The organism is Peribacillus sp. NPDC096448 (assembly GCF_044762675.1).
GTDB classification, from domain to species: domain Bacteria; phylum Bacillota; class Bacilli; order Bacillales; family DSM-1321; genus Peribacillus; species Peribacillus frigoritolerans_B.
In genome coordinates this window covers 92,344-114,121 of the sequence record NZ_JBIWEU010000013.1, presented here as the reverse complement: position 1 = coordinate 114,121, position 21,778 = coordinate 92,344, and the positions used below count along the sequence as shown (strand labels likewise).

The following is a 21,778-nucleotide window of genomic DNA, read 5'->3' as shown; positions in this document are numbered from 1 at the left end:
ATTATGGACGCACTCAATACATTTTCATTCTTTGCGATTCATGGATGGCTAACGGGGCAGGATAGTTGCAGAAGGAAATTCCATTTTTCGCACAAATGAAAAAGTGTTAATTGGTAGGATTAATAAGAAATTGTACAGAACTTACTAGGGGGAAATATTTTTTTGAAAATAGTTAGAGTTATCTTAGCAATAGTTGTTATTGTTCTACAAGTTATAGTCTAATAACTGAAACCGAGTTAATGCCGAAGATATGTTTTTCTTAGGGACACTTATATTGGTGACAGGATTAGCCGAACTTCAGAAAAGGTCCTTTTATGAACGAGTGAATTTGAAAACTTCGTCAGCTGCTTTGACATACCCGCCTGCATCACGGAATGATTGACTAATTTTTTTCGCATTTTCCTTATAAATCGGATTTTGGAAAACTTCACTAACGGCTTGTTTTAGATTTTCAACTGTTAGTTGCTGAATATCTAATATAACTCCTGCTCCAAGTTCTTTTACTCGCTGGGCAATTGTAGGTTGATCATTCGTCATTGGAAGCATAACTAAGGGCACTTCGAAATAAAGTGATTCGCTTGTACTATTCATGCCACAATGGCTTATAAAGACATCCGTTTGACGAAGTACGTCCAATTGAGGAACATAATTACGAATAATAAAGTTGTCTGGTACATTTCCCAGCTGTTCTACAGTTAATTTCCGCCCTATATTAAGTACCACTTTAACATCCAAATCTTTTAAAGCTGTGAAGCATTTTTGATAAAGATCAAATTGTTTGTTTAGAATGGTCCCCATAGAAATGAAAATTACACGCTTTTCTTTTAATGTATCAATTGGAAAATCACCTAGATTCTTACTATCCATAATTGAAGGGCCGACAAAAATATAATTACCCTTGAAATCATGGCTATTTCTTTGAAAATAAGAAGAAGTAAAGACGATATTCAGATCCCCAGAGCCAGAACAGAGCAAGAAATTTTCAGGTAACGGAACTTCATATTTCTTTTCTAAGTGTTTTTTACATTTTTCTATTTCTTCCAATCCCAAAAATGCTCGTAGCATGGCCAAACTCTCTTGTTTCCGTTTCATATCACTCGTCCCTGTAAGTTCCATGTTTGATTTTGGATCTTGTAAAAATGCAAACGTGGTCCAAGTGACAATAGATAATAACTTACTTTGATGTGCAATCCATTTTCCTGTTAACGATTGTGCATCGTATAAAATATAATCATAAGTTTCTTTTGAAATTTCATCTAAAATAGTATCTGTCATCATTTCCAATGCACTCAGAAATTGTAGCAAATATTCTCGCGGCTGGGAGTGTAGAAGATTACTACTTTCTTGAAGTTTTCTCTGTGCCCCTTGGTCAACAGGGCGAAACTCAGCACCTGTTTTTTTAATTTTCTTCTCAAAGTCATTGGATGAATAATAGACAATATGTTCCCCACGTTTCACTAAATCATTTACTAATCCTAGCGTTGGATTTACATGTCCTTCTCCAAAGCTACTAATATAAAGCGCTTTTGCCATTACTTTCCCTCCAGTAAATATAGTTTGGTATGTTTTTTTATTAAAAGTGATTAAAGATCTGTCTATGACTAACATGATATTCATAACATTCAGAATCATCAGAACTAAGTGTTGAACTCATCTTTACGTTTAGGAGCATATGGCCGGTAATACTTCTATTTCAATCAAAGTATATCCATTTAATATATCTAACTTTAAACTTCGCCAACGACGCATTTTGAAACAGAGCGAAACACCATAAAAGACAAACTTTATTGTATTTAGTTTATATTATAACAAACATTTTAAGTTTTTATCTATATTTGGTCGTTGTCCCAATTTCACACAAAAAAAAAGAGTAATCCTTAACGAAATAAATGATACTTTTCTCTAAAATTCATAGCAAAAAGAATTTTTCGTTCTGGGGTACAGCAAATCCCTTATGGAACTATAGGGGCAGGATAGTTAAGAAGGAATTTGTATTTACTTCTAGAATATACATAATTAGGTAATGTGAAGGTGGGATCTTAAATGGATAAGGGCAGTATTTTCGCTGCTCGGCTCCAATGGGGCGGGCAAGACAACAGTTGTCAAAGAAGATTACTTACGGAATAACGGTGACTTTGAATTTGATGAAACCGAGAATAAACGTCCGATGAACATATGGCTCTATGCTAAGTGCAGGACATTTCTCGATTCTGATCACCCAGAACAGGATGTGAGTCATCTTTTGATTGCCAATATTCAGTCTCTTTGATGCATCGAACACGCTTTTCAAGCATTGATAACAAAAGAGAATTTGTAGAACAATAGGGCTGATAAAAAAGTAAAGAGAGGGAAACCAAATGAAAAAGATTACAACGGGACAAAGCAACACTGGCTTATCCGAAACAGGGCTACGCAGAATGCGCGACGTGCTGGCACGGCATGTCGAGTCCGGGAAGATTCCTGGGCTCGTCGCACTGGTCAGCCGGTACGGTGAGACGCACGTCGAAGCGATCGGCACGATGCGCCATGACGGTGGCGCGCCGATGCGCCGGGACACGATCTTCCGGTTGGCGTCCACTTCCAAGCCGCTCGCGGTCGCGTCGGTGATGATCCTGCTCGACGAGTGCAAGCTGCATCTGGACGACCCAGTAGATACGTGGCTGCCCGAACTCGCCGACCGGCAGGTGCTGAAACGGGCCGACGGCCCGCTGGACGACACCGTGCCGGCACGGCGGCCGATCACCGTACGGGACTTGTTGACCTCCACGTTCGGGCTCGGAGTGGATATTACGTTGATGGACTCCCCGATCCAGAACGCGATCTTCGAGAGTGGGATATACGACACGCCAGGGGCGGAGTTGCCCGAGCCGGATGAGTGGATGCGTCGCCTGGGCACACTCCCGCTGAGCTACCAGCCCGGAGAGCGGTGGCAATACCACGTCAGCAACGAAGTGCTCGGCGTGCTCGTCGCCAGAGTCACGAGTCAGACGTTCGAGACGTTCCTGCGCGAACGCATCCTTGATCCGCTGGGGATGAAGGACACTGGTTTCTACGTGCCCGCCAACAAGATTGACCGGCTGCCGCCCGCCTTCAACCCCGATCCGCAGACCGGAGAGTTCATCGTGTGGGACGAGGCCGCAGGCGGACGCTACAGCCGACCTCCAGCGTTCCAAGCAGGCGGCGGTGGGCTGCTCTCAACCGTTGACGACTATCACGCGTATTTACGGATGCTGCTGAACCAAGGGATGCACGGGACCGAACGGATCCTGTCCCGGCCCGCCGTCCAGCTGATGACCACCAACCGCCTCACGCCCGAGCAACTAGCCGCCCGAGACGCCCTGGCCAAAAACAACGTCCATTTGTCGCACGGGCAAGGGCAGCACGGCGGCTGGGGCTTCGGGATGGCGGTGCGCACCTACCGTGGTGACTACGCGTCCATCGGCCAGTTCGGCTGGGACGGTGGAACCGGCACCACGACGTACGCCGACCCGGACAAACAGCTCACCGGAATCCTGTTCACCCAGGTCGGGATGTCCACCCCGGATTCAGCGCGGCTTATCCACGACTTCTGGACCATGGTCTACCAGGCAATCGAAGACTGACACCGAGCCCGCGCTTGGTACGCCCGCCCTCAACCCACGACACCCAACGGTCAGTTCCCTGGCGGCCGATTGGAAGCGAAAGTTGCCTTTAAAACATGCTCTTTCTATTTATTCATTTATCAAGGTTTCTTGGATTAATTTGATCAAACTTTGTTTCAAATCTACATTAGTTAAGAAGGTTAGACCTAAATTTTGTTTTACCTTTATAAAACAAAAAAGCCCCTCTCGATTATGAGAAGGGCCTTTTAATTTGGAATAGTGGAGTAGCTGGGTAATATTATTGTCTTCCAACCAAATACATTTTATACCAATTTAATAAATAAAACCTCTCTATAAAAGAGGGATTACCACTAAACCCCATTTCTTTGTAAATTGTTTGCATCCATTTTGGAATAATAAAAGGAAAATCAGCTTATGTTGGAGGGTTCTTGGCTGCTACTGGAACCATCATGCTGTTGCTTTGAAGTCACGATGTTTGTAAAAAAGATTAGTTGAAGAACGAAAATGGTTTTTTATGGTAAAATAAACTTAAGTTATTTTCATTAAGGGGTCTAGTTGCAATGAAATTAGATGATAAAAAGAAAAAGGTACAAATGAAATACAGAGAGGAAATAGGGGAAAAGAAAGAAGTTGGAAATCACAGTAATAAAATGCTTGTTATTGTTACTACAATTATTATTATTCTAGTGGCATACTGGGCAAACTCCGTTCTTTTTAAAGTCTTTTAATTTTTTTTTGCTGATTCTGGTGACATACTGAGGACGATTTATTTCAACCTGAAATCCCTAGATAAATTAGGAGTTGTTTATATGTTTGATGTTGCATTGTTATTTATTATTGCTTTTGCTGGAGGAATTATTGCTATTATAGGTTTCTTCGTTATATTAGCTCGAAGGATTTCAGAACCGAAGAAAGCACTTCAACAAAGAATAGGTAATCTCGAAGAAGAGGTTTGGAAATTAAAAAATCAAAAAAAATAATTTAGCTAACAGGTGCTTTACTTTAATAAGGAAGGTTGCTGAGGCAGCCTTTTTCTTATGGCACTAACGGGGCAGCTTAGTTGCATAAGGTCCATTTTTAGTACCAACTATTAATAGTGATAATATAAATAGATATTAATAAAATAATATTGTAATGGGGGATTTAATGATGTTAGATACTCAAAAAATTAAGGAAGTAATTAAACATCGTTATCCATTTCTTTTAGTGGATAGGATTTTGGAAATAGAAGAAGGAAAAAGAGCAGTTGGTATAAAAAATGTTACAGCAAATGAGGATTTCTTTAACGGGCACTTCCCCAATTACCCAGTTATGCCAGGGGTATTAATTGTAGAGGCATTAGCTCAAGTAAGTGCAGTTGTGATGTTAACTAAAGAAGGGAACGAAGGACGATTAGGGCTTTTAGCAGGTATAGATAAATGCCGTTTTAAAAAGCAAGTAAAACCAGGAGATCAACTTCGTCTTGAGGTTGAAATCACAAGATTAAAAGGTCCTATAGGGAAAGGCAAAGGTATAGCTACAGTTGATGGAGAATTAGTTTGCGAAACAGAACTAATATTTGTATTTGGTGATTAAAAGCTAATAATTTTAAAAATGTTATTCAGATTCTTGAACGAACGTGTATCTTCTTAGATCAGAGCTGTCTTTAAGGCAGCTCTTTCTTTATGCAAGTATCGGGGCAGTTTAATTGAAGAAGAAAAAATGATATACAGGGAAAATGGGATAATATGGATTATTAATGTATAATTGAATTGAAATTAGAAAGGGTGAAAAATAGGAGGTATCAAATGAAAGGCTTTTTTAGATTATTTATAGGAATGTTCTTAGTTTTTATATTAACGGGATGCATAGGAGAAGATTATGATGTTGGTGTTCCAACTGCGCACTTATATTCAGAAGACCTTAGTACATCTGTGCAATTAACAGAAGGAAATATCAGTTGGAGTTTATCGAGTGGAGATGTACATCAAAAAATAGATGATATTCAAGTATTCGGATTATCACAAGAAGAAATGAAGGTTTCTGCTAACGAAAAAGTTTCCTTGGATTTTCAAGAGAACGTAAGAAATGGTGGAGATATTTGGACAGACCCAAAAATAACAGTTGCCCTACTGAAAGATGAACAACGAATCGAACTAGAATTGGAAGATGATAGGGAATTCCGAATTCCAAATAACAAAGGGAGTTATGTTTTAGAAGTTGTATTCACAAGTTCAAGAGGTACTGCCCAATATGTAGGGAATATCTTAATTCAGTGATAGTAAACAATCCTACTTTTGGATAATTGACAGAAAAATATTAGAAGCTTGGAGATACATTTTCAAGCTCATTATTTGTGTATATTTGCTTTAGCTTTTCCCCTTAGAATACGGTGTTCCATACCATAAACGATTATGATTTATTCAAAATCAACCAAGAACTTTAACATAGCCTTTTCTTATCTAGAAACGGGGCAACATTTCTGTATTAACTGAAATACTAAAAAGTTTGTGAAGAAATCTACTTAAACTAACGGGTGCGTTAGTTCCATTGGATGCAACAAAGAAGGCCACAATAAGTGGTTTTTTTATTTTGCCAAAAATAAACATTAATGTTAACAAAGCCTTTTAAATAATATAATCATTTTTCTTCATGGTTAAAATGTCGATTTAAATTACATACTCTTTCTAATTGATTTACTTCAGCCTGCTTTAATTGTTCTTAATCACACTTTAATTCGATTGGATAATTATGTTAATATTAACTTAATTATCTGAGGAAACAAAAAAGTGCTTAAATCTGATGATGTCGACAAATTTATTATTAAAGGGGTAAGTTATGAGTAAAAAAAATGAAGAACAAAGTAAAATACAAAAACCTTCCCTGGATAGAGCCGGTCAAAGAGCGTTTATGGGAAACCCTGAAGAATTCAAACTTTCTTTTTATGGAGTATTTATGGCTTGCGTCCCCATCATCATATTAGGAGTTATTGTCTGGTTAAATTGGAAATGAACCAACTCTAATTAGTCGGAAACAACGTTTAAAAGGCCCTGATTAGAGGCCTTTTTGTGTACTCGATAACAACGTACTCTTTTGTTGAATAAGAAGAAAGTAGTGAGGTAATTCCTCCCTGATTAAAGCTATGTGCTAAAATGGAGAAGCAATTATCATTCACATTTATTTATTGTAGGGAGTTAAATCAATTTCTTTGGCGACTCGTTTATAGAATACCGAATTCCCTTCGGTATGATCCCATTGAAAAATACTAACAAATTGATACTTATTCGTTTTAAATATGGGGTCCTTAACCTTCATAAATGTAATTCGATCTCTGGGTTTACCCTCCGGGAGGTTGAGCGGAATATAATCCTTTTCCATTCTTTTTTCTTCAATTTCTGTCCAATTGTCATTAAATAGGTTAATCCATCCCCGTGTATTTGATACATTTCCTTGTCCAATGTCTATAGATAAATGAGGGAACCACATCATATAGTGTTCATTAAACTTCCAATAAGATTGTTGCCCATTATAATTCTTTCCTAGGCAACGCATCGCCTCAGAAATTGTACGGAACGTAAACTCATCATAAACGGATAATGTACCCTTCTTGACTGCTAATGCTGCACTATCTATGTCTTCAGACCAAGGTATTATCTTGCTGTTAGAAGCAATTTTATTGATTAGTTGAACGATCTCTTCAATTTTAGTATGTATCGCTTCAATTGATTCGGTAGCATCTATTCGTTCAATCTTAATTTCATTTTCCTTAACTGCTTGAAACATTTTTCCAATATCCAATGTTCGAATTTCATCATTAAGTGCGTTACTTTTGTGATGCCCTTCGTCACTCTAATGCAGATAATTGGAGAAGATAATGTGAAGATAGATATGGTATTTGATTATGAGATGGGTAATGATTTAACTTCAAATATACAAGAATTGTTAAGCGGATGTTTTCAAGAAGACTTTCCAAAAAACAGAATTTTTTTAAAACAATTACCTCATTTTAGAAAACGCCGTTTGAAAAAATTCGAACGGTGTTTGTTTATTTTTGACGGTAGAAATTTCACAGTTTCCTATTTTATTAAAAAAAGGAAAAAATTGAACCTTCTATTAAATAAAAACGTATAATTAAAAGAGTCATAAGATGCAAATGAATGAAAACAGGGAGGGATAGTTTTGGAAAATCCAATACGGAAAAAATGGCTTGTATTCGGACTGGTCATTTCTTTATGCATTCCGACAATTGCATATGGAAAGGAACCGGCTGCTAGGTCAAATTCAACAGGCCAAATTATTAATCTAGTTAAAGGCACGAATGCGGCAAGTATACCTAATGCTCTTAATCTACCAAGTTCACCCGCATTTGTTCCTAAAGAGAAGGGCGTACTCGCAGGAAAAGGCCCAATCGCAGAGGCGAATAATCATCAAGATCTTTTCTTGCATAATGCCGTTCAATTTGCAAGCGATATGGAAGCGGGAAACTATGGTCAAGCCTTAAAGTCGTCATCCCGCCCTTTAAAGAAGTCAATTTCCGAACAATGGCTGGAAAACTATTGGACCACACTTAAGCAGCAATTGCAGCCACTGGCAGGATCTTTCATCGGTTTCGGAACAGCTGCGGTCAAGGAATCGAATCGAGTCCATACGAATGTGGAAGTTGAGCTTCAATTCGAGAGAGCAATGTATCCGTTTACACTTCGATTAGACCGAACTGGAAAAGTAGATGATTTTCAATTAACTACGTATACAGGTTCGGTTGCATCAGATCCTGCATACAGCAATCCGCATTCCTTTACTGAAAAAGACGTTTTGATAGGAAAAGGGGAATTTGCACTGCCTGGAACGCTGTCGATTCCTAAAGGAAAGGGACCATTTCCGGTAGTTGTTCTCGTCCAAGGATCAGGGGCAACCGATAAGGATGAAGCAGCGTATGCGTTAAAACCATTCCGTGATTTGGCGCACGGTCTTGCTTCAAAAGGAATTGCCGTGCTACGTTACAACAAACGAACATTTGAACATGCAGCAAAAATTTCGACAGACCAAAATCACACAGTTGATAAAGAAACAACAGATGATGCTCTTTTAGCAACTCGATTGCTTGAAAAAGAGAAAAAAATAAATGATGAGCAAATCTATATGCTCGGTCATAGCCAAGGAGGCATGATGGTGCCTCAAATGATCAATCAAGATAAGAGGCAAAATATCGCTGGTGCAATCGTGATGGGCGGACCGGCGCGAACATTTCAAGATGCCGGTGTCGATCAATTTCAATATCTTCTTTCCATCGGCCAAATCCCACCGGAGGCAGCTGAGTTTTATACTACTCAATTTGATATGTTAAATGATCCGGATTTCTCAGGAGAAAATCCTCCCGATGAATTTCTGCTTGGTCAGGCAATGTTTTGGGATTCTATAAATAATATAAGAGCGGCAGAGATGGCGAAGGAACAAAATGAACCATTGCTAATTATTCAAGGAGAGCGGGATTACCAAGTCGTTTCAGACATAGAGATTCCTATATGGAAAGAGGAGCTTTCTCATCGGAACAATGTTGAATATCGTCTATATCCGAAGCTGAATCATTTCTTTACTGAAGGCGAAGGGGAAATGAGCATGCCGGCCGAATATCTTGCCCCAGCTAACATTCCAGAATATGTCGTTCATGACATAGCTGAGTGGGTAAAGTCGAAACCAAATAAAAGTGAATGAAAAATCGAAAAAAGTCACTCATCTTTTGTTTAGGATGGGTGATTTTTTTCGATTCATAATTTAGTAAATCTCAATTCAAACAATGGGACATTAGTGATGACAATTTGAGGAACAATTGCATATTCAACAATCGGGCATTTAGTTGAGTAACTCACTTTTAAAATAAATGGACAATGAATCGATTTTGACCCGTAAAAGGAAAGATACTAACGAATAAAATAATATTAAAAAAGAACTAGTAGAGAATTGAACTGCACCCCAATTGTTAGACAACATCTAACAATTGGAGGTGCAGTTTTTTTGACTAAATATACGATAGACGAAAAATCAAATGCAGTTTTAGAGTACTTAGAAGGGAAGAAATCCTATAAATCCATTGCTCAAGAAAGAAATGTAGGTTTATCCCCTCTGAAAAGATGGGTCGCTCGCTATCTAAAACATGGGATGGAAGGACTTGTTTCATCCTATACAAATTACACTCTTCCCTTTAAACTAGAGGTACTTAAATATATGAACGAATATGGGGCATCGATCAACGAGACCGCTGTACACTATAACCTTCCTTCCGATTCTACACTTTTGAATTGGTCAAATCAGTTTAAGGAAGGAGGTATAGACGCCCTTAAACCAAAGAAAAAGGGGCGTCTATCCATGAAAAAAGATACTAAGAAAAAATCGCCAGCTAATGGCTCTCAAGAAGCACTTCTTGCCGAATTAGAATACTTACGTGCAGAGAATGCCTATCTAAAAAAGTTGAATGCCTTAGTTAAAGAAAAGGAAGCCTTACAAAGAAAGAAAAAGCGAAAGTAGTCCATGAACTAAGGAAACAATTTGATTTAAATCTGCTTCTATCCATTTCTAAAATGGCACGGAGTACGTACTATTATTGGGTAAACGCCTTCGGGCGTAAGGATAAATACACAGAAATTAAATCCCTTATCAAAGAGATCTTCCATACGCATAAAGGGCGTTATGGGTATCGACGTATCACCCTAGAATTACGTAACCGAGGTGCTCGCATCAATCATAAAACAGTTCTCCGATTGATGAATGAACTAGGATTGAAGTCATTGGTTCGCATGAAGAAATACCGTTCGTACAAAGGGAAAATCGGCAAGATTGCGCCCAACATTCTAGCACGTGATTTCAAGGCGGAAAAGTCCAATGAAAAATGGGTGACAGACGTCACAGAATTCCATCTAGCTGGGGAGAAACTATACTTATCGGCCATTCTTGACCTGTTTAATGGTGAAATCATCGCCTATAATATCGAATCTCGGCCTGTTTATCCGCTCGTTTCCAAAATGCTGTATAAAGCCTTTGATCGATTGGAATCGAAAGATTCACCCATTCTCCATTCAGATCAGGGCTGGCATTATCAGATGAAACAATACTCGCATGAATTGAAAAGACATAACATTACACAAAGCATGTCCCGCAAAGGAAATTGTCTCGATAATGCGGTCATTGAAAACTTCTTTGGCTTATTAAAATCCGAATTACTCTATCTTCAAGAATTTGAAAGCATGGAGCAATTCAAACAAGAACTAGAAGAATATATCCATTACTACAATCATCAACGAATCAAGGTAAAATTAAAAGGCATGAGCCCGGTAGATTACCGGGTTCATGCCCTCAAGGCTGCCTAAGTAAATAAAGTGTCTAACTTTTTGGGTTCACTTCATATGAAGCAAATGTGTAGTTTTACTTTAAAAAGAGAGCTTTTTTGCCTAAATAAGGAACCAAACTGTTCCCCTCCTGAATGAAACTGCAAGTCTCAATTCATCTATTACTCTTTGAGTATAAATAGAGAAAAAGTACGTTGACTCAATAATGAGGTGAAAAGATGAATTCGGATAAAGTCAGAGCATTAACAAAAGTGTTTCAGGAATCTTCTGAGGAGTTAAAATTAGATGAATCAAAATTAATGCAGAGTATACATACAAATACGGAGACATGGGCTGGCGAAGCCCAGAAAAAATTTGATTCAATACTACATGAAGCAGCTGTCCTTTTTCAAAGACATTCAGACAATCTTATCAAATAAGTAGAGAATTAGAAAGCCCAGCAAATGATGTTGACAGAGTGAGAGAAGAGATTGAAAGACAAAGAGAATTAGAGCGGCTTGCTTGTATGAAGGATGAGTAGAAACAAAATGAATGAAGGATATAAAGAGGTGTCATATGAAACCGAAGAATAGGGATCGTAAGAGTTTGGAAGAGGAAGGATGGATCCTCCCGGATAAAAATAAGCAAAATAAAGATGGTAGTTTACTCCCCGGCTGCGGTGGTTTTTTTATTTTGTTCATTCAATTTGGTGTTTTGGCACATCAAATAATAACTTTTTATTAAGTTTACCTTATATCCGCAAAAGTTTTACAACTGTACTTGCCAATATGATAATTGTTTTGAGAGGTTTAAAATGGCTCGTAATAAGTAGAGACAAGGAAAGAAAAAAGAAGATGATGGCAAGCAAGGAATGGATGAAAATTGGGTACCGGGTTGTGTCGACCTATTTATCCTGACTTTACAGATTATTCTATTAGGCCATCACTTTTTTCATAGTATATAGATGAATAGTTCATAAAGGAAAAGAAAAGAGGATGATGCCAATCGCTGCTTTCTCTGGCTATAACTGCCGTAAGTTTTGCCGCTAGTCGCCTTTTTATTTCTCCTATTAGGATGATATGGTTTGCTTGAAACAGGTAAAAATATGAAAAGCAGTTCAGTTTTTAATGCTTGTTCAATTAGTAAGTTTCTAACATCAATTTTAATAAATGGACAGTCAAAGGGGACACTCATAAATGAGGTCCCCTTCATAATGTATTAAGGTAATAACGTTTTATATTGTTCCATTAAATCACCTGCATATAAGCTTGTTATCATTAAGAAAATGGCAAGCCCAATGTATAATGAGAACCAGGTGACTTTTGTTTTAAGACTCGATGAGTAATAGGATTTCTCTTTATCCCTAATTTCAGTTTGTTCTTGCACTTCCTTAAAGAACGTTGCTGTTATTTGTTCATACGTGCCTATATTTTCAAAATCGGTCGGTCCGTACTGGTATTCATTCGAATTAGCAGCATCCAGTAAGGACCTATAAATATTTAATTTTACCTCGGTCAGCTGTTTTTCTTTTAGCTTATTATCATCAAATAGCGGGATATGCCAACTCTTCATGTTGTTAAACTTTTCATATAGTTGGCTTAATTCCATATTCCAAATATTAACCAGGCGAATTTTTTCTTCATCTGTTGCGCCTGCATATTGTTCTAGTTGCCTTAAGCCGAATTGATTCAATTCAATGATGTTGTCTCTTTGACTTCTGGTTGTCTCGCTACGGAATTCTTTCCACCACTTAGAAATACCCAATAATAAGAAAAGAATTAAAAATGGATTTGGATGGAGAAACAAATATACAACCATTCCGATAATCCCTAATACCCAAAGCTTTGTGGAGATGACTCCCACTATACGTCCTCCATCAAGAGGATGCACAGGCATTAGATTAAATAGGTTGATCATGGCTCCAAGTGTAATGACTAAAAGCCAAAATGGATTTTCCGTCATCATAAATAGGGGGATGGCTGGTAGAAATGCTAATGTACCTAATAAAGGACCTCCGAAGGCAAGATAAGCTTCTTGGTTAGCATTCCTGGGTTCTTCTTTAAGGGCAATTAACGCTCCGACAAACGGGATGAAAATGGCACTGGATGTTTTTATGCCTTTTCTCTTAGCAGCAAGTAAATGCCCCATTTCATGGATGTAAATAAGATAGACAAGGGCTACGGCAAATTTCCAACCGTAAACCAATGCGTACGCACCTAATGAAACGAAAATGGAAATCAGGGAACCTACTTTTGCTATTTTCAATAGCGCAAACAACCATTTCATTTTTCCTAGGAAAAATAACCCGATTGCCCCCAAACTTAACCACCCTTTATTCAATTTAGATTCTTTCAAAATGTACCTCCTAGAGTAAATGGGAAATAGATGACCCCAGTGACACTATGTCTATCTGAGCTTCTTCTTGATTTATCATCTTGCTAATATCCTTATTATATCGTATTTTTTCTTTTCCTTTTAGGAATATTTTTCTAGAGTATTAACTTTCAGGTATTACATTTTTTTACAATTAAGATAGAGTACAATGGAATTCTGTGCTTAATATTTAGGGCATTTCTTGTCCGCCTCTCCTTCACACCAAAGCCATCAATTCAAATGCTTAATTAAAATCGATGGTTTAAAGCGGTACAATCACTATTTTATCAGTAATATACGGTCTGCTTGGGGGCGAATTCCAAATAATCGGAAAGTATGAGAGGGTAATTTTATTGTGAAAAAGAGTGATAATCCCTTACGTGTCATATATCTGGGAATAATAATGAACAAGAGGAAAAGTGTGAAATAGTTTTGACAGGGAAGGGGTCGTGGGTTCGAATCCCTCACAGGTCATCAACTGCCAAAGGCTTAAATCCTTGATATCACAGGGTTTTGGTCTTTTTTATTTGCTGGATTTTATTATTCCTGTGTGATTCTGCCATTGCACAGAAACTGGTTTTGTGACGCCGGCTCGTTCGTTGCATGACGCTAGCCACTTTGGTACACTATGCAGAAGTGCTTTTTTAGTTTGATTGCTAGGATTTACTATCGAATCGCATGGATGAGCTGCAGGATCTTTACATAAATCATGGTCCATGAGGCTGTGGGGGTGTATCCTAAACGAACCCTTAAAATGGAACTCCTTTTACTGTAGACTTGTGGAGCAGTTACAAAACCCATTAACAACTTAACAAATTAAATGTGTTTCTAAGAAAGGACCATCTGTTCCCTCATACAGCAGGAGTTGTATGGGGTCTTGTATTTTATCAATAATTTTCTGTTTAGATGACTATACGTAATAAAATAAGGAGGAAGCGATGAACAATTATAAATTGACCATTCAATATGATGGCGGTCGCTATAAGGGCTGGCAGCGACTAGGTAATAGTGATGATACCATTCAAGGGAAAATAGAAAATGTATTAACGGAAATGGCAGGGGAAAAAATCGAGATCATCGGATGCAGCAGAACGGATGCGGGTGTACATGCCCTTGCTCAAATCGCCAATTTTAAGCTCGGTGAATATATGCCTGAAGCTGAAATCATGAATTATTTGAATAGATATTTACCCCGAGATATCAGCATTGTCGAGGTTAGTCTAGTTCCTGAACGTTTTCATGCCCGTTATAACGCTAAGGATAAGACCTATTTGTATAAGATCTGGAACGAGCAATATACAAATCCTTTCATGCGAAAGTACAGTATGCATGTAGAGAAAAAGCTGGATATCACAAGAATGAAAAAAGCATGTCGATACTTTATTGGTGAACATGATTTCACTGCTTTTTCTAATGCAAAATCAAAGAAAAAATCCATGGTGCGTGAGATATATTCCATTGATATAGAAGAAAATGCCGGTTTCATCCAAATTACGGTGCGAGGCGATGGATTTCTTTATAATATGGTTAGGAAGATTGTCGGGACGTTGATAGAAGTAGGATTAAATGAAATAGATGCTGAAAATATACCGAGTATTTTAGAGTCAAAAGAAAGAATCCAAACGGGCCGTATGGCGGAGGCAGCTGGGTTGTACTTGGTAAAGGTTGATTTTTAGACCGGATATTGATGCATCGGTTAATGCATGTAATGTGTACAGGCAGTAGAAAAAGGGAAGTAACAGGGAAGAATGGTAAAGCGGAAAGTACGAAAGAAGGAGAGATTTTCATGAGATTAGCAGGAAAGAAAATAATCAGTCTTGTGCACCATGATTTTGAAGATTTAGAGCTCTGGTATCCGATTTTACGTTTAAAAGAAGAAGGGGCGATTGTTCATCTCGCTGGAGAAAAGGCGAATGAAACATACATTGGAAAATATGGTGTACCAGCCATATCTGATTATGAGTATGGCAGTATCAAAGCTGAAGAATATGATGCCATTCTTGTACCGGGCGGTTGGGCACCTGACAAAATTCGCCGGTTTCCTGAAGTGTTATCACTTATCCAAAGCATGGAAGAAAATAAAAAACCCATCGGGCAAATTTGTCACGCCGGTTGGGTGTTGATATCCTCAAAAATTTTACAGGGGAAGAATGTAACGAGTACACCTGGCATTAAAGATGATATGGAAAACGCAGGGGCAACTTGGATAGATGAGCCCGTCGTCGTAGATGGAAACCTTGTGTCAAGCAGGCGTCCGCCTGATCTGCCGGATTATTTAAGGGAATTGATAAACGTGATTGAAAAGGGTTAAATCCATAGTACGGTGAAAAAGTGGTTTTTCCTTCTGGAAAAACCACTTTTTCTATCCATACCCGGATTTATTTTTAATACTGATTATGATACTCGCTGAAATGCAAACGATCATTCCCTTGATTGATCCTTAATCAAATCAATATACAAATTTCCTTTTGTCCCTACGACAGCATACGAGATATCAAAAACAACAAGGTTCCTTTTTTGGAGTTCAGCCATCAACCATTCGTCATTGTAGGGGTGTTTGGATAAGTTATCATATAGGATCTTCCCGTCATAGACCAGTTCAATCGGTACAGATTCTGCTGAGGGCAGTAAAGGTAAATCCTGCTTGGTGGCATTTTGGTATTGTTCTTTTTTCAATACAGAGAGTGAGCCATTTATCTCTAAAATGGCACATTCAACTTCATCTATGTTGAAGATATCTTTTCCCCGCAAAGCCTGTTTAAGAGAATCCAGTGAATACCCCATTCGTTCCATTGACTCTTCGAGAATTCTTCCTTTTTGAATTAAAGTGGCAGGTTCTCCAGCAATCCATTTCCCGAAACGCGGATTTCGAACCGCTAGAAGATTGAGCATAAAAACAACGGTACCCATAATGATAATGGCAATGATAAAATACAGGAATTTAATTTTAATATTGAATGCTAGATTTCCTGCAATTGTCCCCATCGTAATTGAAGCGATATAAAGGTGATAGGTCCTCTGGGCATTGTCTGATTACCGAGGAGTTGGACAAATACCCATAATAAAATAAAAGAGGTAAAGGTTCGAAAGATGATTTCAACAGATTCCGACATGATGATTTCTCCCTTACAAAACTCCCGACAGTTGGATTTGTGATAGTATGTTCTTGTATCTTGCCGTTTATTCTGTATAGGAGAATGACAAGGTAACCATCTTTGATTTGGGAACCCAATCTTACATAAAATTATAGATTTATTCATGAATTATAATTAAGAAACAACTTTCTTATAAACCAGGCATTCAATTATAAGTGAAGTCAAGCAAGCAGCTCATTACTTGCTTCTTTTTTAGGTTTGATAAATCCATGGATATGTTTACTTAGTATCGATTAAGAAATTTCTTCGAATAATAGTATCAAAATACATTTGCACGGGGGTATGTTTTGAGAAATATTCAGGAAATTTTCATTGACGATTTAAAAAGCATTTATAAAAATTTCTTTGTTTGTATCGTAGTAGTCTTTCTCATGTTCATCCCTTCCATTTATGCGTGGTTTAATATTGTCGCATCTTGGGACCCGTATGCAAATACGGAAGGAATTCTTGTCGGTGTTGCAAATGATGATAAAGGTGCGGAGTTAAATGGCGAAGTCGTGAACATAGGCAAGGAAGTCATAGAGGGGTTAAAGGAGAATAAGGATCTGGGCTGGAGGTTCACTTCGAAAAAAGAGGCGATAGCAAAAGTGGAAAAGGGGGATTATTATGCATCCATCATCATTCCGGAGAACTTTTCCGAACATATTTCGACTATCATGACCGATGACCCTAAGAAAGCGGAGATTGATTACTATGTAAATGAAAAAATCAATTCCATTGCTCCAAAAATTACGGCAGCGGGTGCCAACAGCATAGTGGACAATGTGAGCAAAACCTTCATCAAATCGGCCAGTGGGAGTATCCTTGCAATCTTTAATGAATTGGGAATCACCTTGCAAAACGAGTTGCCGACCATTCAAAAAATGAAGAATATGGTGTATTTATTAGAGGGTGAACTGCCAGAGCTTGAACAAAATATCAAAACTGTTCAAACACATGTTAAAAAGGCCGAAGATATCATTAAGAAGGTCAATGAAGGTTTGGATTCAATAGAAGGTATAACGTCACAGAAGGACAAATTGGTATCGGACGTTTCTAGTTATGTAGATTCAACAAGGCAGGCATTCGAAGGAATCAATCCCCTCTTGAAAAATGATATCGCGAACATCAGGAGCGATAATGAATCCATTTTAGTGCTGGCGAACCGGTTAACCGGTCAGGATTTACCTGACAATGAGTCGAATCAGCTAGTGGAACAAGTGGTAACGAGGATAAATAAAGAGTTGTACCTTTTGGACAGTATGTATAATTTATTGGTGAGAGTCAATCAATTTAATGAGAAAAACGTGCTTCAGCCAGAAATACAGCTAGTTGATGGACTAAGGGATAATGCTTCGAACCAACTTCAAGCGCTGAATGACCGAGCATACGGCAATCTTATCGAACTTGGCAGGAACAATGATCAAGTCTTGGCAAGCTTCCAGGAGAGCTATTCAAAGGAAACGGGGCCAAAATTCAACGAAATCTGGAATGAAACGGAATCAATATTGAATAATGTCCAACTTACGATGGAGGAGGGAAACAAGGTCCTTCCTGAGGTGAGAACGCTGTTGAATGAGACCAATCGAACATTGGAAACGCGTAAAGGGGATATCGATAAGTTACAGAATAAGTTTCCGGAAATCGAAACGAAAATAAGGGCTCTAGCTTCTAAAATGAGGGAAATTGATAAGTCTTATAATATGGAAGAAGTGATCGATTTCCTAAGGAATGATATTGAACAAGAAAGTGAATTCTTTTCAGAACCAGTGCTGCTCAATAAACACAGTCTCTTTCCGATTCCGAACTATGGATCCGCCATGTCCCCTTTCTTTACGGCACTTTCCCTCTGGGTCGGCGGTACAATATTGATCTCCATGCTTAGCGTGGGTGTTTCTCAAAAAGTCTATAGCCCATATCAAATTTATATCGGGCGGTATCTTATATTTTTCATCATTGGGGTGATGCAGGCTCTTAGTGTTTCCATTGGGAATATCATTCTTATCGGTGTTTATGTAGCGGATAAATTTGAGTACATCCTGTTTTCCGTTCTGATAAGTACCGTATTTACACTCATTGTTTATACCTTCGTTTCCGTTCTTGGAAATGTTGGAAAAGGGATAAGCGTCGTCTTGATGGTCCTTCAAATATCAAGTTCAGGCGGCACCTTCCCCATTCAAGTCACACCGCCTTTTTTTCAACATATTAACCCTTTCTTGCCATTCACCTATGCTGTGGGTTTACTTCGTGAATCTGTTGGGGGAATAACTTGGAGCGTAGCTGGCAAGGACATTTTTATCTTGATTCTCTTTTTAATAATCACGCTCATCTTAGGTATCATTTTGAAAAAGCCTCTGCATGCAAGGACACAAAAGATGAAGGATAAATTGTATGGAAGCAGGATTTTTTAAGGTATTGAAAGATTGCCGGTGACCTCGGTTAATTCAATTTGAAAACTATGGATACTGAAATCAGCCTGAACCCTTAAAAGGGGATCAGGTTCTTTTATTTGCTGAATGGAATTGGCTATATGTATTTTTATGTATGTTTGGAATATTTATCAATACATTGACAGTTGAATAGGAAGATGCCGATTAATTAGAATTTTTGCATTTTTATAGTTGACAAAAACCATTGGATTAATCATTATTAAGAAATAATGTTTAGTAAATCGATGCGAAATAAAAGTGGGGTGACTTTATGTATTTAACAATAGATGGCATTGAAAAAAGTTTTAAGAATGAAAAGAAAGAAAGCATAAAGGTGCTCGAAAAGATTGACATAGAGGTCGAGAAAGGAAGCTTCGTTTCGATTGTCGGCCCTTCAGGATGTGGTAAATCCACACTCCTTTATCTGATTGCCGGCCTTGATAAGGCAGATGTGGGTGAAATACGTGTAGCTGGGAAAAAAGTGGTGAAGCCAGGCCCGGAACGGGTTGTGGTGTTTCAGGAGGCGGGGTTATTTCCTTGGCTGACGGTCCTTGAAAACGTTACATACGGATTGAAGTTAAAGAAAATTCCCAATGAAGAGGCTAAAGCCAAGGCATTGGACATTTTAAAGATGGTTCACCTCAGCCGGTATGTTGACTCCTATCCGCATCAACTCTCTGGAGGAATGAAACAGAGGGTAGCCATCGCAAGAGCATTGGTGATGGAACCGGATATCCTATTGATGGATGAGCCATTCTCCGCACTTGATGAGCAAACGAGGATGGTTTTGCATAAAGAGCTGCTCGAAATCTGGAGAAAAACTAAAGTGACGATCTTTTTCGTTACCCATAATATTCGTGAGGCTGTTCAGCTTTCCGAAAAAATTATCGTCTTTGCAACCCGTCCCGGGAAAATCAAAGAGACGATTTCCGTCCCTTCCATGAAAGATGGAGTTATGCCGGATAGTGTAACTTTGCATACAGAACAAAGGGTTCTATCGATTTTGCAGGAGGAAATTGAAAAAGTGCTGAAGGAGGAAATGGGGAATGATTACAGCTTTAAGACGAATCATATTCATCGCGATGATAGCGGGGATATGGGAAGTCACATCTAGACTTTCCAGTCTTCCGGATTTCATGTTCCCAAGCCTGACTCAGGTTTTGGAAACTCTGTTTAAGGGACTGATGAGCGGACAAATAACCGAAGCCATCGGAAAAAGCCTTGGCCGTATCCTGATCGGCTTTATGATTGCCATTATAGTAGGCCTGATATTAGGATATTTCATTTGGCGCTTTAAATTGGTTGAAGACACTTTAGGATTCGTCGTGACGGCATTACAGTCCATCCCGAGTATCGTGTGGTTCCCTTTAGCGATCATTTGGTTTGGATTGAATGATTTTTCGATCCTCTTCATCGTCACCATCGGCGCAACTTGGACGATGACGGTTAATGCAACCAGTGGCTTCCGGAATGTACCCCAGTTGTATCAGCGGGTTGCCAAAACATATGGATCGACCGGATTTCATTTTCTTCGCACCGTGATTTTACCAGCATCCGTTCCGCAAATAATATCCGGTCTCCGAATTGCATGGGCCTTTTCCTGGCGTGCATTGATGGCAGGTGAATTACTTGGCGGGGGAGGCGGTCTTGGACAATTGCTGGAAATGGGTAGATCACTGGGACAAATGGATTTGGTCATCTCCGTGATGATCATCATCGCAATCATCGGAACAATCGTGGATAATGTTGTCTTCTCCCGTCTTGAACGTAATGTTCAACTGAAATGGGGAGTGAATCAACGCTAGTTTAATACAATAATAGTTAAAAAGGAGAGAAAAATATGCTGAAAAAACCATTTTTTGCCCTTATTCTGTCTGTATTGTTAATCGGAATAGTAAGCGGATGCACTCAATCCAGCAGTAATGATGAAGAAGGAGAAGCTTCGGGGGGGAAATCCGTGAAAATTGGATATTTCCCTAACTTAACCCACAGTGCAACGATCATTGCACTTGAAAAGGGCTTTTTCGAAGAAGAGTACGGTAAAGATGTCAAGATAGAAACCAAAACAGTGGCCAATGGCGGATTATTCATGGAAGCAATGGCTACAAACGCCATTGATGTCGGAACGGTCGGGCCAGGTCCATTGCTTAACTTTTACGTAAAAAACCCTGAATACCACTTGATCTCCGGGGCTGTTAATGGAGGTGCCGTACTTGTGGCTAGCGAAGGCAGTAAGGTTACGGATTTAAAAGATTTGGACGGTAAAAAGGTAGCGATTCCCGTCATTGGAAGCACACAGGATGTCATGCTTAGGAAGGCCCTTCAAGATGTTGACTTAAAACCGACTACAAATGGGGGCACAGTTGAGCTGTATGCGGCAGCACCTGCTGACACAACCGCCCTTTTTGTTCAAAAGTCTGTCGATGCAGCAGCGACCCAGGAACCATGGGGTTATGTATTGGAAAACCAGGCAAAAGGAAAGCTAGTGCTTGACTGGGATCAATTTGCATGGGGAAAAGATTCACCTAACACGGTAGTGGCTGCAAGCCAGAAGTTCTTGGATAAAAAGGGGCTAGCTGCTTCCTATTTGAAAGCTCATGAAAAAGCGGTGAAGTTCATACAGGAAAACCCTGAAGAAAGCCAAGAACTGGTTATTAAGCATTTGAAGGAACTGACTGGAAAAGAATTAAGTAAAGAAGAGGTGGCTTCAGCATTTTCACGCCTTGAAGTGACAACTGAAGTTAATGAGCAAGTCATTCAAGAAATGGCCGACATTAGCAAAGAAGCTGGTTATATCCCTAGCAATGATATAAAAGGCATGATCGATTTATCAATTCTTGAAGAAGTGTCCAAATAAATTGAAACAAGCAAGCGCCTCAGCCATCCGGGCTTTGGCGTTTTTTTTTAATCAGGTAAAGGACGATCTAATCCATTTTAATTAA

The 21,778-nt window shown here is 38.9% G+C and carries 21 protein-coding genes and 1 pseudogene; 17 read left to right on the top strand and 5 right to left on the bottom strand.

All coding sequences use genetic code 11. The features are described from left to right. Positions 1-312: 312 nt before the first annotated feature. A complete protein-coding gene (locus ACIQ0C_RS20975; RefSeq protein WP_403063518.1) occupies positions 313-1,533 on the bottom strand; it encodes a macrolide family glycosyltransferase in 1,221 nt (406 codons plus the stop codon). An 824-nt stretch (positions 1,534-2,357) separates the two neighbouring features. Between ACIQ0C_RS20975 and ACIQ0C_RS20970 the strand changes: the two genes are divergently transcribed. The 6 genes from ACIQ0C_RS20970 to ACIQ0C_RS20945 all read left to right on the top strand — a co-directional run bounded on the left by ACIQ0C_RS20970 (position 2,358) and on the right by ACIQ0C_RS20945 (position 6,593). After that, positions 2,358-3,602, top strand: a complete 1,245-nt coding sequence (locus ACIQ0C_RS20970; protein ID WP_403063515.1) for a serine hydrolase domain-containing protein — start codon at positions 2,358-2,360, stop codon at positions 3,600-3,602. A 560-nt stretch (positions 3,603-4,162) separates the two neighbouring features. Beyond that, positions 4,163-4,330 (top strand): hypothetical protein, encoded by a 168-nt coding sequence (locus ACIQ0C_RS20965; RefSeq protein ID WP_403063512.1) that lies wholly within the window; start codon positions 4,163-4,165, stop codon positions 4,328-4,330. Between the two features lie 81 nt (positions 4,331-4,411). Continuing rightward, a complete protein-coding gene (locus tag ACIQ0C_RS20960; protein WP_402844280.1) occupies positions 4,412-4,582 on the top strand; it encodes a hypothetical protein in 171 nt (56 codons plus the stop codon). Positions 4,583-4,751: 169 nt separating this feature from the next. Further along, the gene (gene fabZ, locus ACIQ0C_RS20955) at positions 4,752-5,177 is read left to right on the top strand and encodes a 3-hydroxyacyl-ACP dehydratase FabZ (protein WP_403063560.1); all 426 of its coding nucleotides are present in this window, start codon (positions 4,752-4,754) and stop codon (positions 5,175-5,177) included. A 212-nt stretch (positions 5,178-5,389) separates the two neighbouring features. Beyond that, positions 5,390-5,860 (top strand): hypothetical protein, encoded by a 471-nt coding sequence (locus ACIQ0C_RS20950; protein WP_403063509.1) that lies wholly within the window; start codon positions 5,390-5,392, stop codon positions 5,858-5,860. Between the two features lie 559 nt (positions 5,861-6,419). Continuing rightward, positions 6,420-6,593: a hypothetical protein gene (locus ACIQ0C_RS20945; RefSeq protein WP_403063506.1), complete on the top strand. Its 174-nt coding sequence runs from the start codon at positions 6,420-6,422 to the stop codon at positions 6,591-6,593. A gap of 165 nt (positions 6,594-6,758) precedes the next feature. Here ACIQ0C_RS20945 and ACIQ0C_RS20940 read toward each other — a convergent pair whose 3' ends face one another. Further along, positions 6,759-7,364 (bottom strand): hypothetical protein, encoded by a 606-nt coding sequence (locus ACIQ0C_RS20940; RefSeq protein WP_403063503.1) that lies wholly within the window; start codon positions 7,362-7,364, stop codon positions 6,759-6,761. A gap of 93 nt (positions 7,365-7,457) precedes the next feature. Here ACIQ0C_RS20940 and ACIQ0C_RS20935 point away from each other — a divergent pair, with 93 nt between their 5' ends. The 5 genes from ACIQ0C_RS20935 (at position 7,458) to ACIQ0C_RS20915 (ending at position 11,644) form a co-directional block, all read left to right on the top strand. Continuing rightward, positions 7,458-7,712 (top strand): hypothetical protein, encoded by a 255-nt coding sequence (locus ACIQ0C_RS20935; RefSeq protein WP_403063500.1) that lies wholly within the window; start codon positions 7,458-7,460, stop codon positions 7,710-7,712. 48 nt (positions 7,713-7,760) lie between these two features. Continuing rightward, positions 7,761-9,293: an alpha/beta hydrolase gene (locus ACIQ0C_RS20930; RefSeq protein WP_403063497.1), complete on the top strand. Its 1,533-nt coding sequence runs from the start codon at positions 7,761-7,763 to the stop codon at positions 9,291-9,293. Positions 9,294-9,593: 300 nt separating this feature from the next. Further along, positions 9,594-10,942 (top strand): IS3 family transposase gene (locus tag ACIQ0C_RS20925; RefSeq protein WP_403063494.1). Its coding sequence is split into 2 segments (ribosomal slippage): positions 9,594-10,074 and positions 10,074-10,942, totalling 1,350 coding nucleotides; the frame shifts between segments, so codons are not numbered across the junction. Positions 10,943-11,139: 197 nt separating this feature from the next. Beyond that, positions 11,140-11,340, top strand: coding sequence for a hypothetical protein (locus ACIQ0C_RS20920; protein WP_403063491.1), 201 nt, complete (start codon positions 11,140-11,142; stop codon positions 11,338-11,340). Positions 11,341-11,476: 136 nt separating this feature from the next. Beyond that, a complete protein-coding gene (locus ACIQ0C_RS20915) occupies positions 11,477-11,644 on the top strand; it encodes a hypothetical protein (RefSeq protein WP_402838991.1) in 168 nt (55 codons plus the stop codon). 474 nt (positions 11,645-12,118) lie between these two features. On the opposite strand, the gene ACIQ0C_RS27300 is transcribed toward ACIQ0C_RS20915, so the two are convergent. Together ACIQ0C_RS27300 and ACIQ0C_RS27295 are read right to left on the bottom strand one after the other, a co-directional pair. After that, positions 12,119-12,592 carry a hypothetical protein gene (locus ACIQ0C_RS27300; protein WP_483878367.1) on the bottom strand — a complete coding sequence of 158 codons (474 nt, stop codon included), beginning with the start codon at positions 12,590-12,592 and terminating at the stop codon, positions 12,119-12,121. A gap of 70 nt (positions 12,593-12,662) precedes the next feature. Beyond that, a pseudogene (locus ACIQ0C_RS27295) lies at positions 12,663-13,255 on the bottom strand (site-2 protease family protein); the annotation flags it as partial. Between the two features lie 956 nt (positions 13,256-14,211). Between ACIQ0C_RS27295 and truA the strand changes: the two are divergent. Further along, positions 14,212-14,949, top strand: coding sequence for a tRNA pseudouridine(38-40) synthase TruA (truA, locus tag ACIQ0C_RS20905; protein ID WP_403063485.1), 738 nt, complete (start codon positions 14,212-14,214; stop codon positions 14,947-14,949). A 110-nt stretch (positions 14,950-15,059) separates the two neighbouring features. After that, positions 15,060-15,584, top strand: a complete 525-nt coding sequence (locus ACIQ0C_RS20900) for a type 1 glutamine amidotransferase domain-containing protein (RefSeq protein ID WP_403063482.1) — start codon at positions 15,060-15,062, stop codon at positions 15,582-15,584. A 110-nt stretch (positions 15,585-15,694) separates the two neighbouring features. Here the strand turns inward: ACIQ0C_RS20900 and ACIQ0C_RS20895 are convergent, their stop codons facing one another. Continuing rightward, the gene (locus ACIQ0C_RS20895) at positions 15,695-16,258 is read right to left on the bottom strand and encodes a DUF421 domain-containing protein (protein WP_403063479.1); all 564 of its coding nucleotides are present in this window, start codon (positions 16,256-16,258) and stop codon (positions 15,695-15,697) included. 457 nt (positions 16,259-16,715) lie between these two features. On the opposite strand from ACIQ0C_RS20895, the gene ACIQ0C_RS20890 reads away from it, so the two are divergent. The 4 genes from ACIQ0C_RS20890 (at position 16,716) to ACIQ0C_RS20875 (ending at position 21,693) form a co-directional block, all read left to right on the top strand. Further along, positions 16,716-18,818, top strand: coding sequence for a YhgE/Pip family protein (locus ACIQ0C_RS20890; protein ID WP_403063476.1), 2,103 nt, complete (start codon positions 16,716-16,718; stop codon positions 18,816-18,818). A 289-nt stretch (positions 18,819-19,107) separates the two neighbouring features. Continuing rightward, positions 19,108-19,950, top strand: coding sequence for an ABC transporter ATP-binding protein (locus tag ACIQ0C_RS20885; protein WP_403063473.1), 843 nt, complete (start codon positions 19,108-19,110; stop codon positions 19,948-19,950). Beyond that, positions 19,883-20,641 (top strand): ABC transporter permease, encoded by a 759-nt coding sequence (locus ACIQ0C_RS20880; protein ID WP_403063470.1) that lies wholly within the window; start codon positions 19,883-19,885, stop codon positions 20,639-20,641. Before ACIQ0C_RS20885 ends, ACIQ0C_RS20880 begins: the two co-directional genes overlap by 68 nt. Before the next feature lie 35 nt (positions 20,642-20,676). After that, a complete protein-coding gene (locus ACIQ0C_RS20875) occupies positions 20,677-21,693 on the top strand; it encodes an aliphatic sulfonate ABC transporter substrate-binding protein (protein ID WP_403063467.1) in 1,017 nt (338 codons plus the stop codon). Positions 21,694-21,778 lie beyond the last annotated feature (85 nt).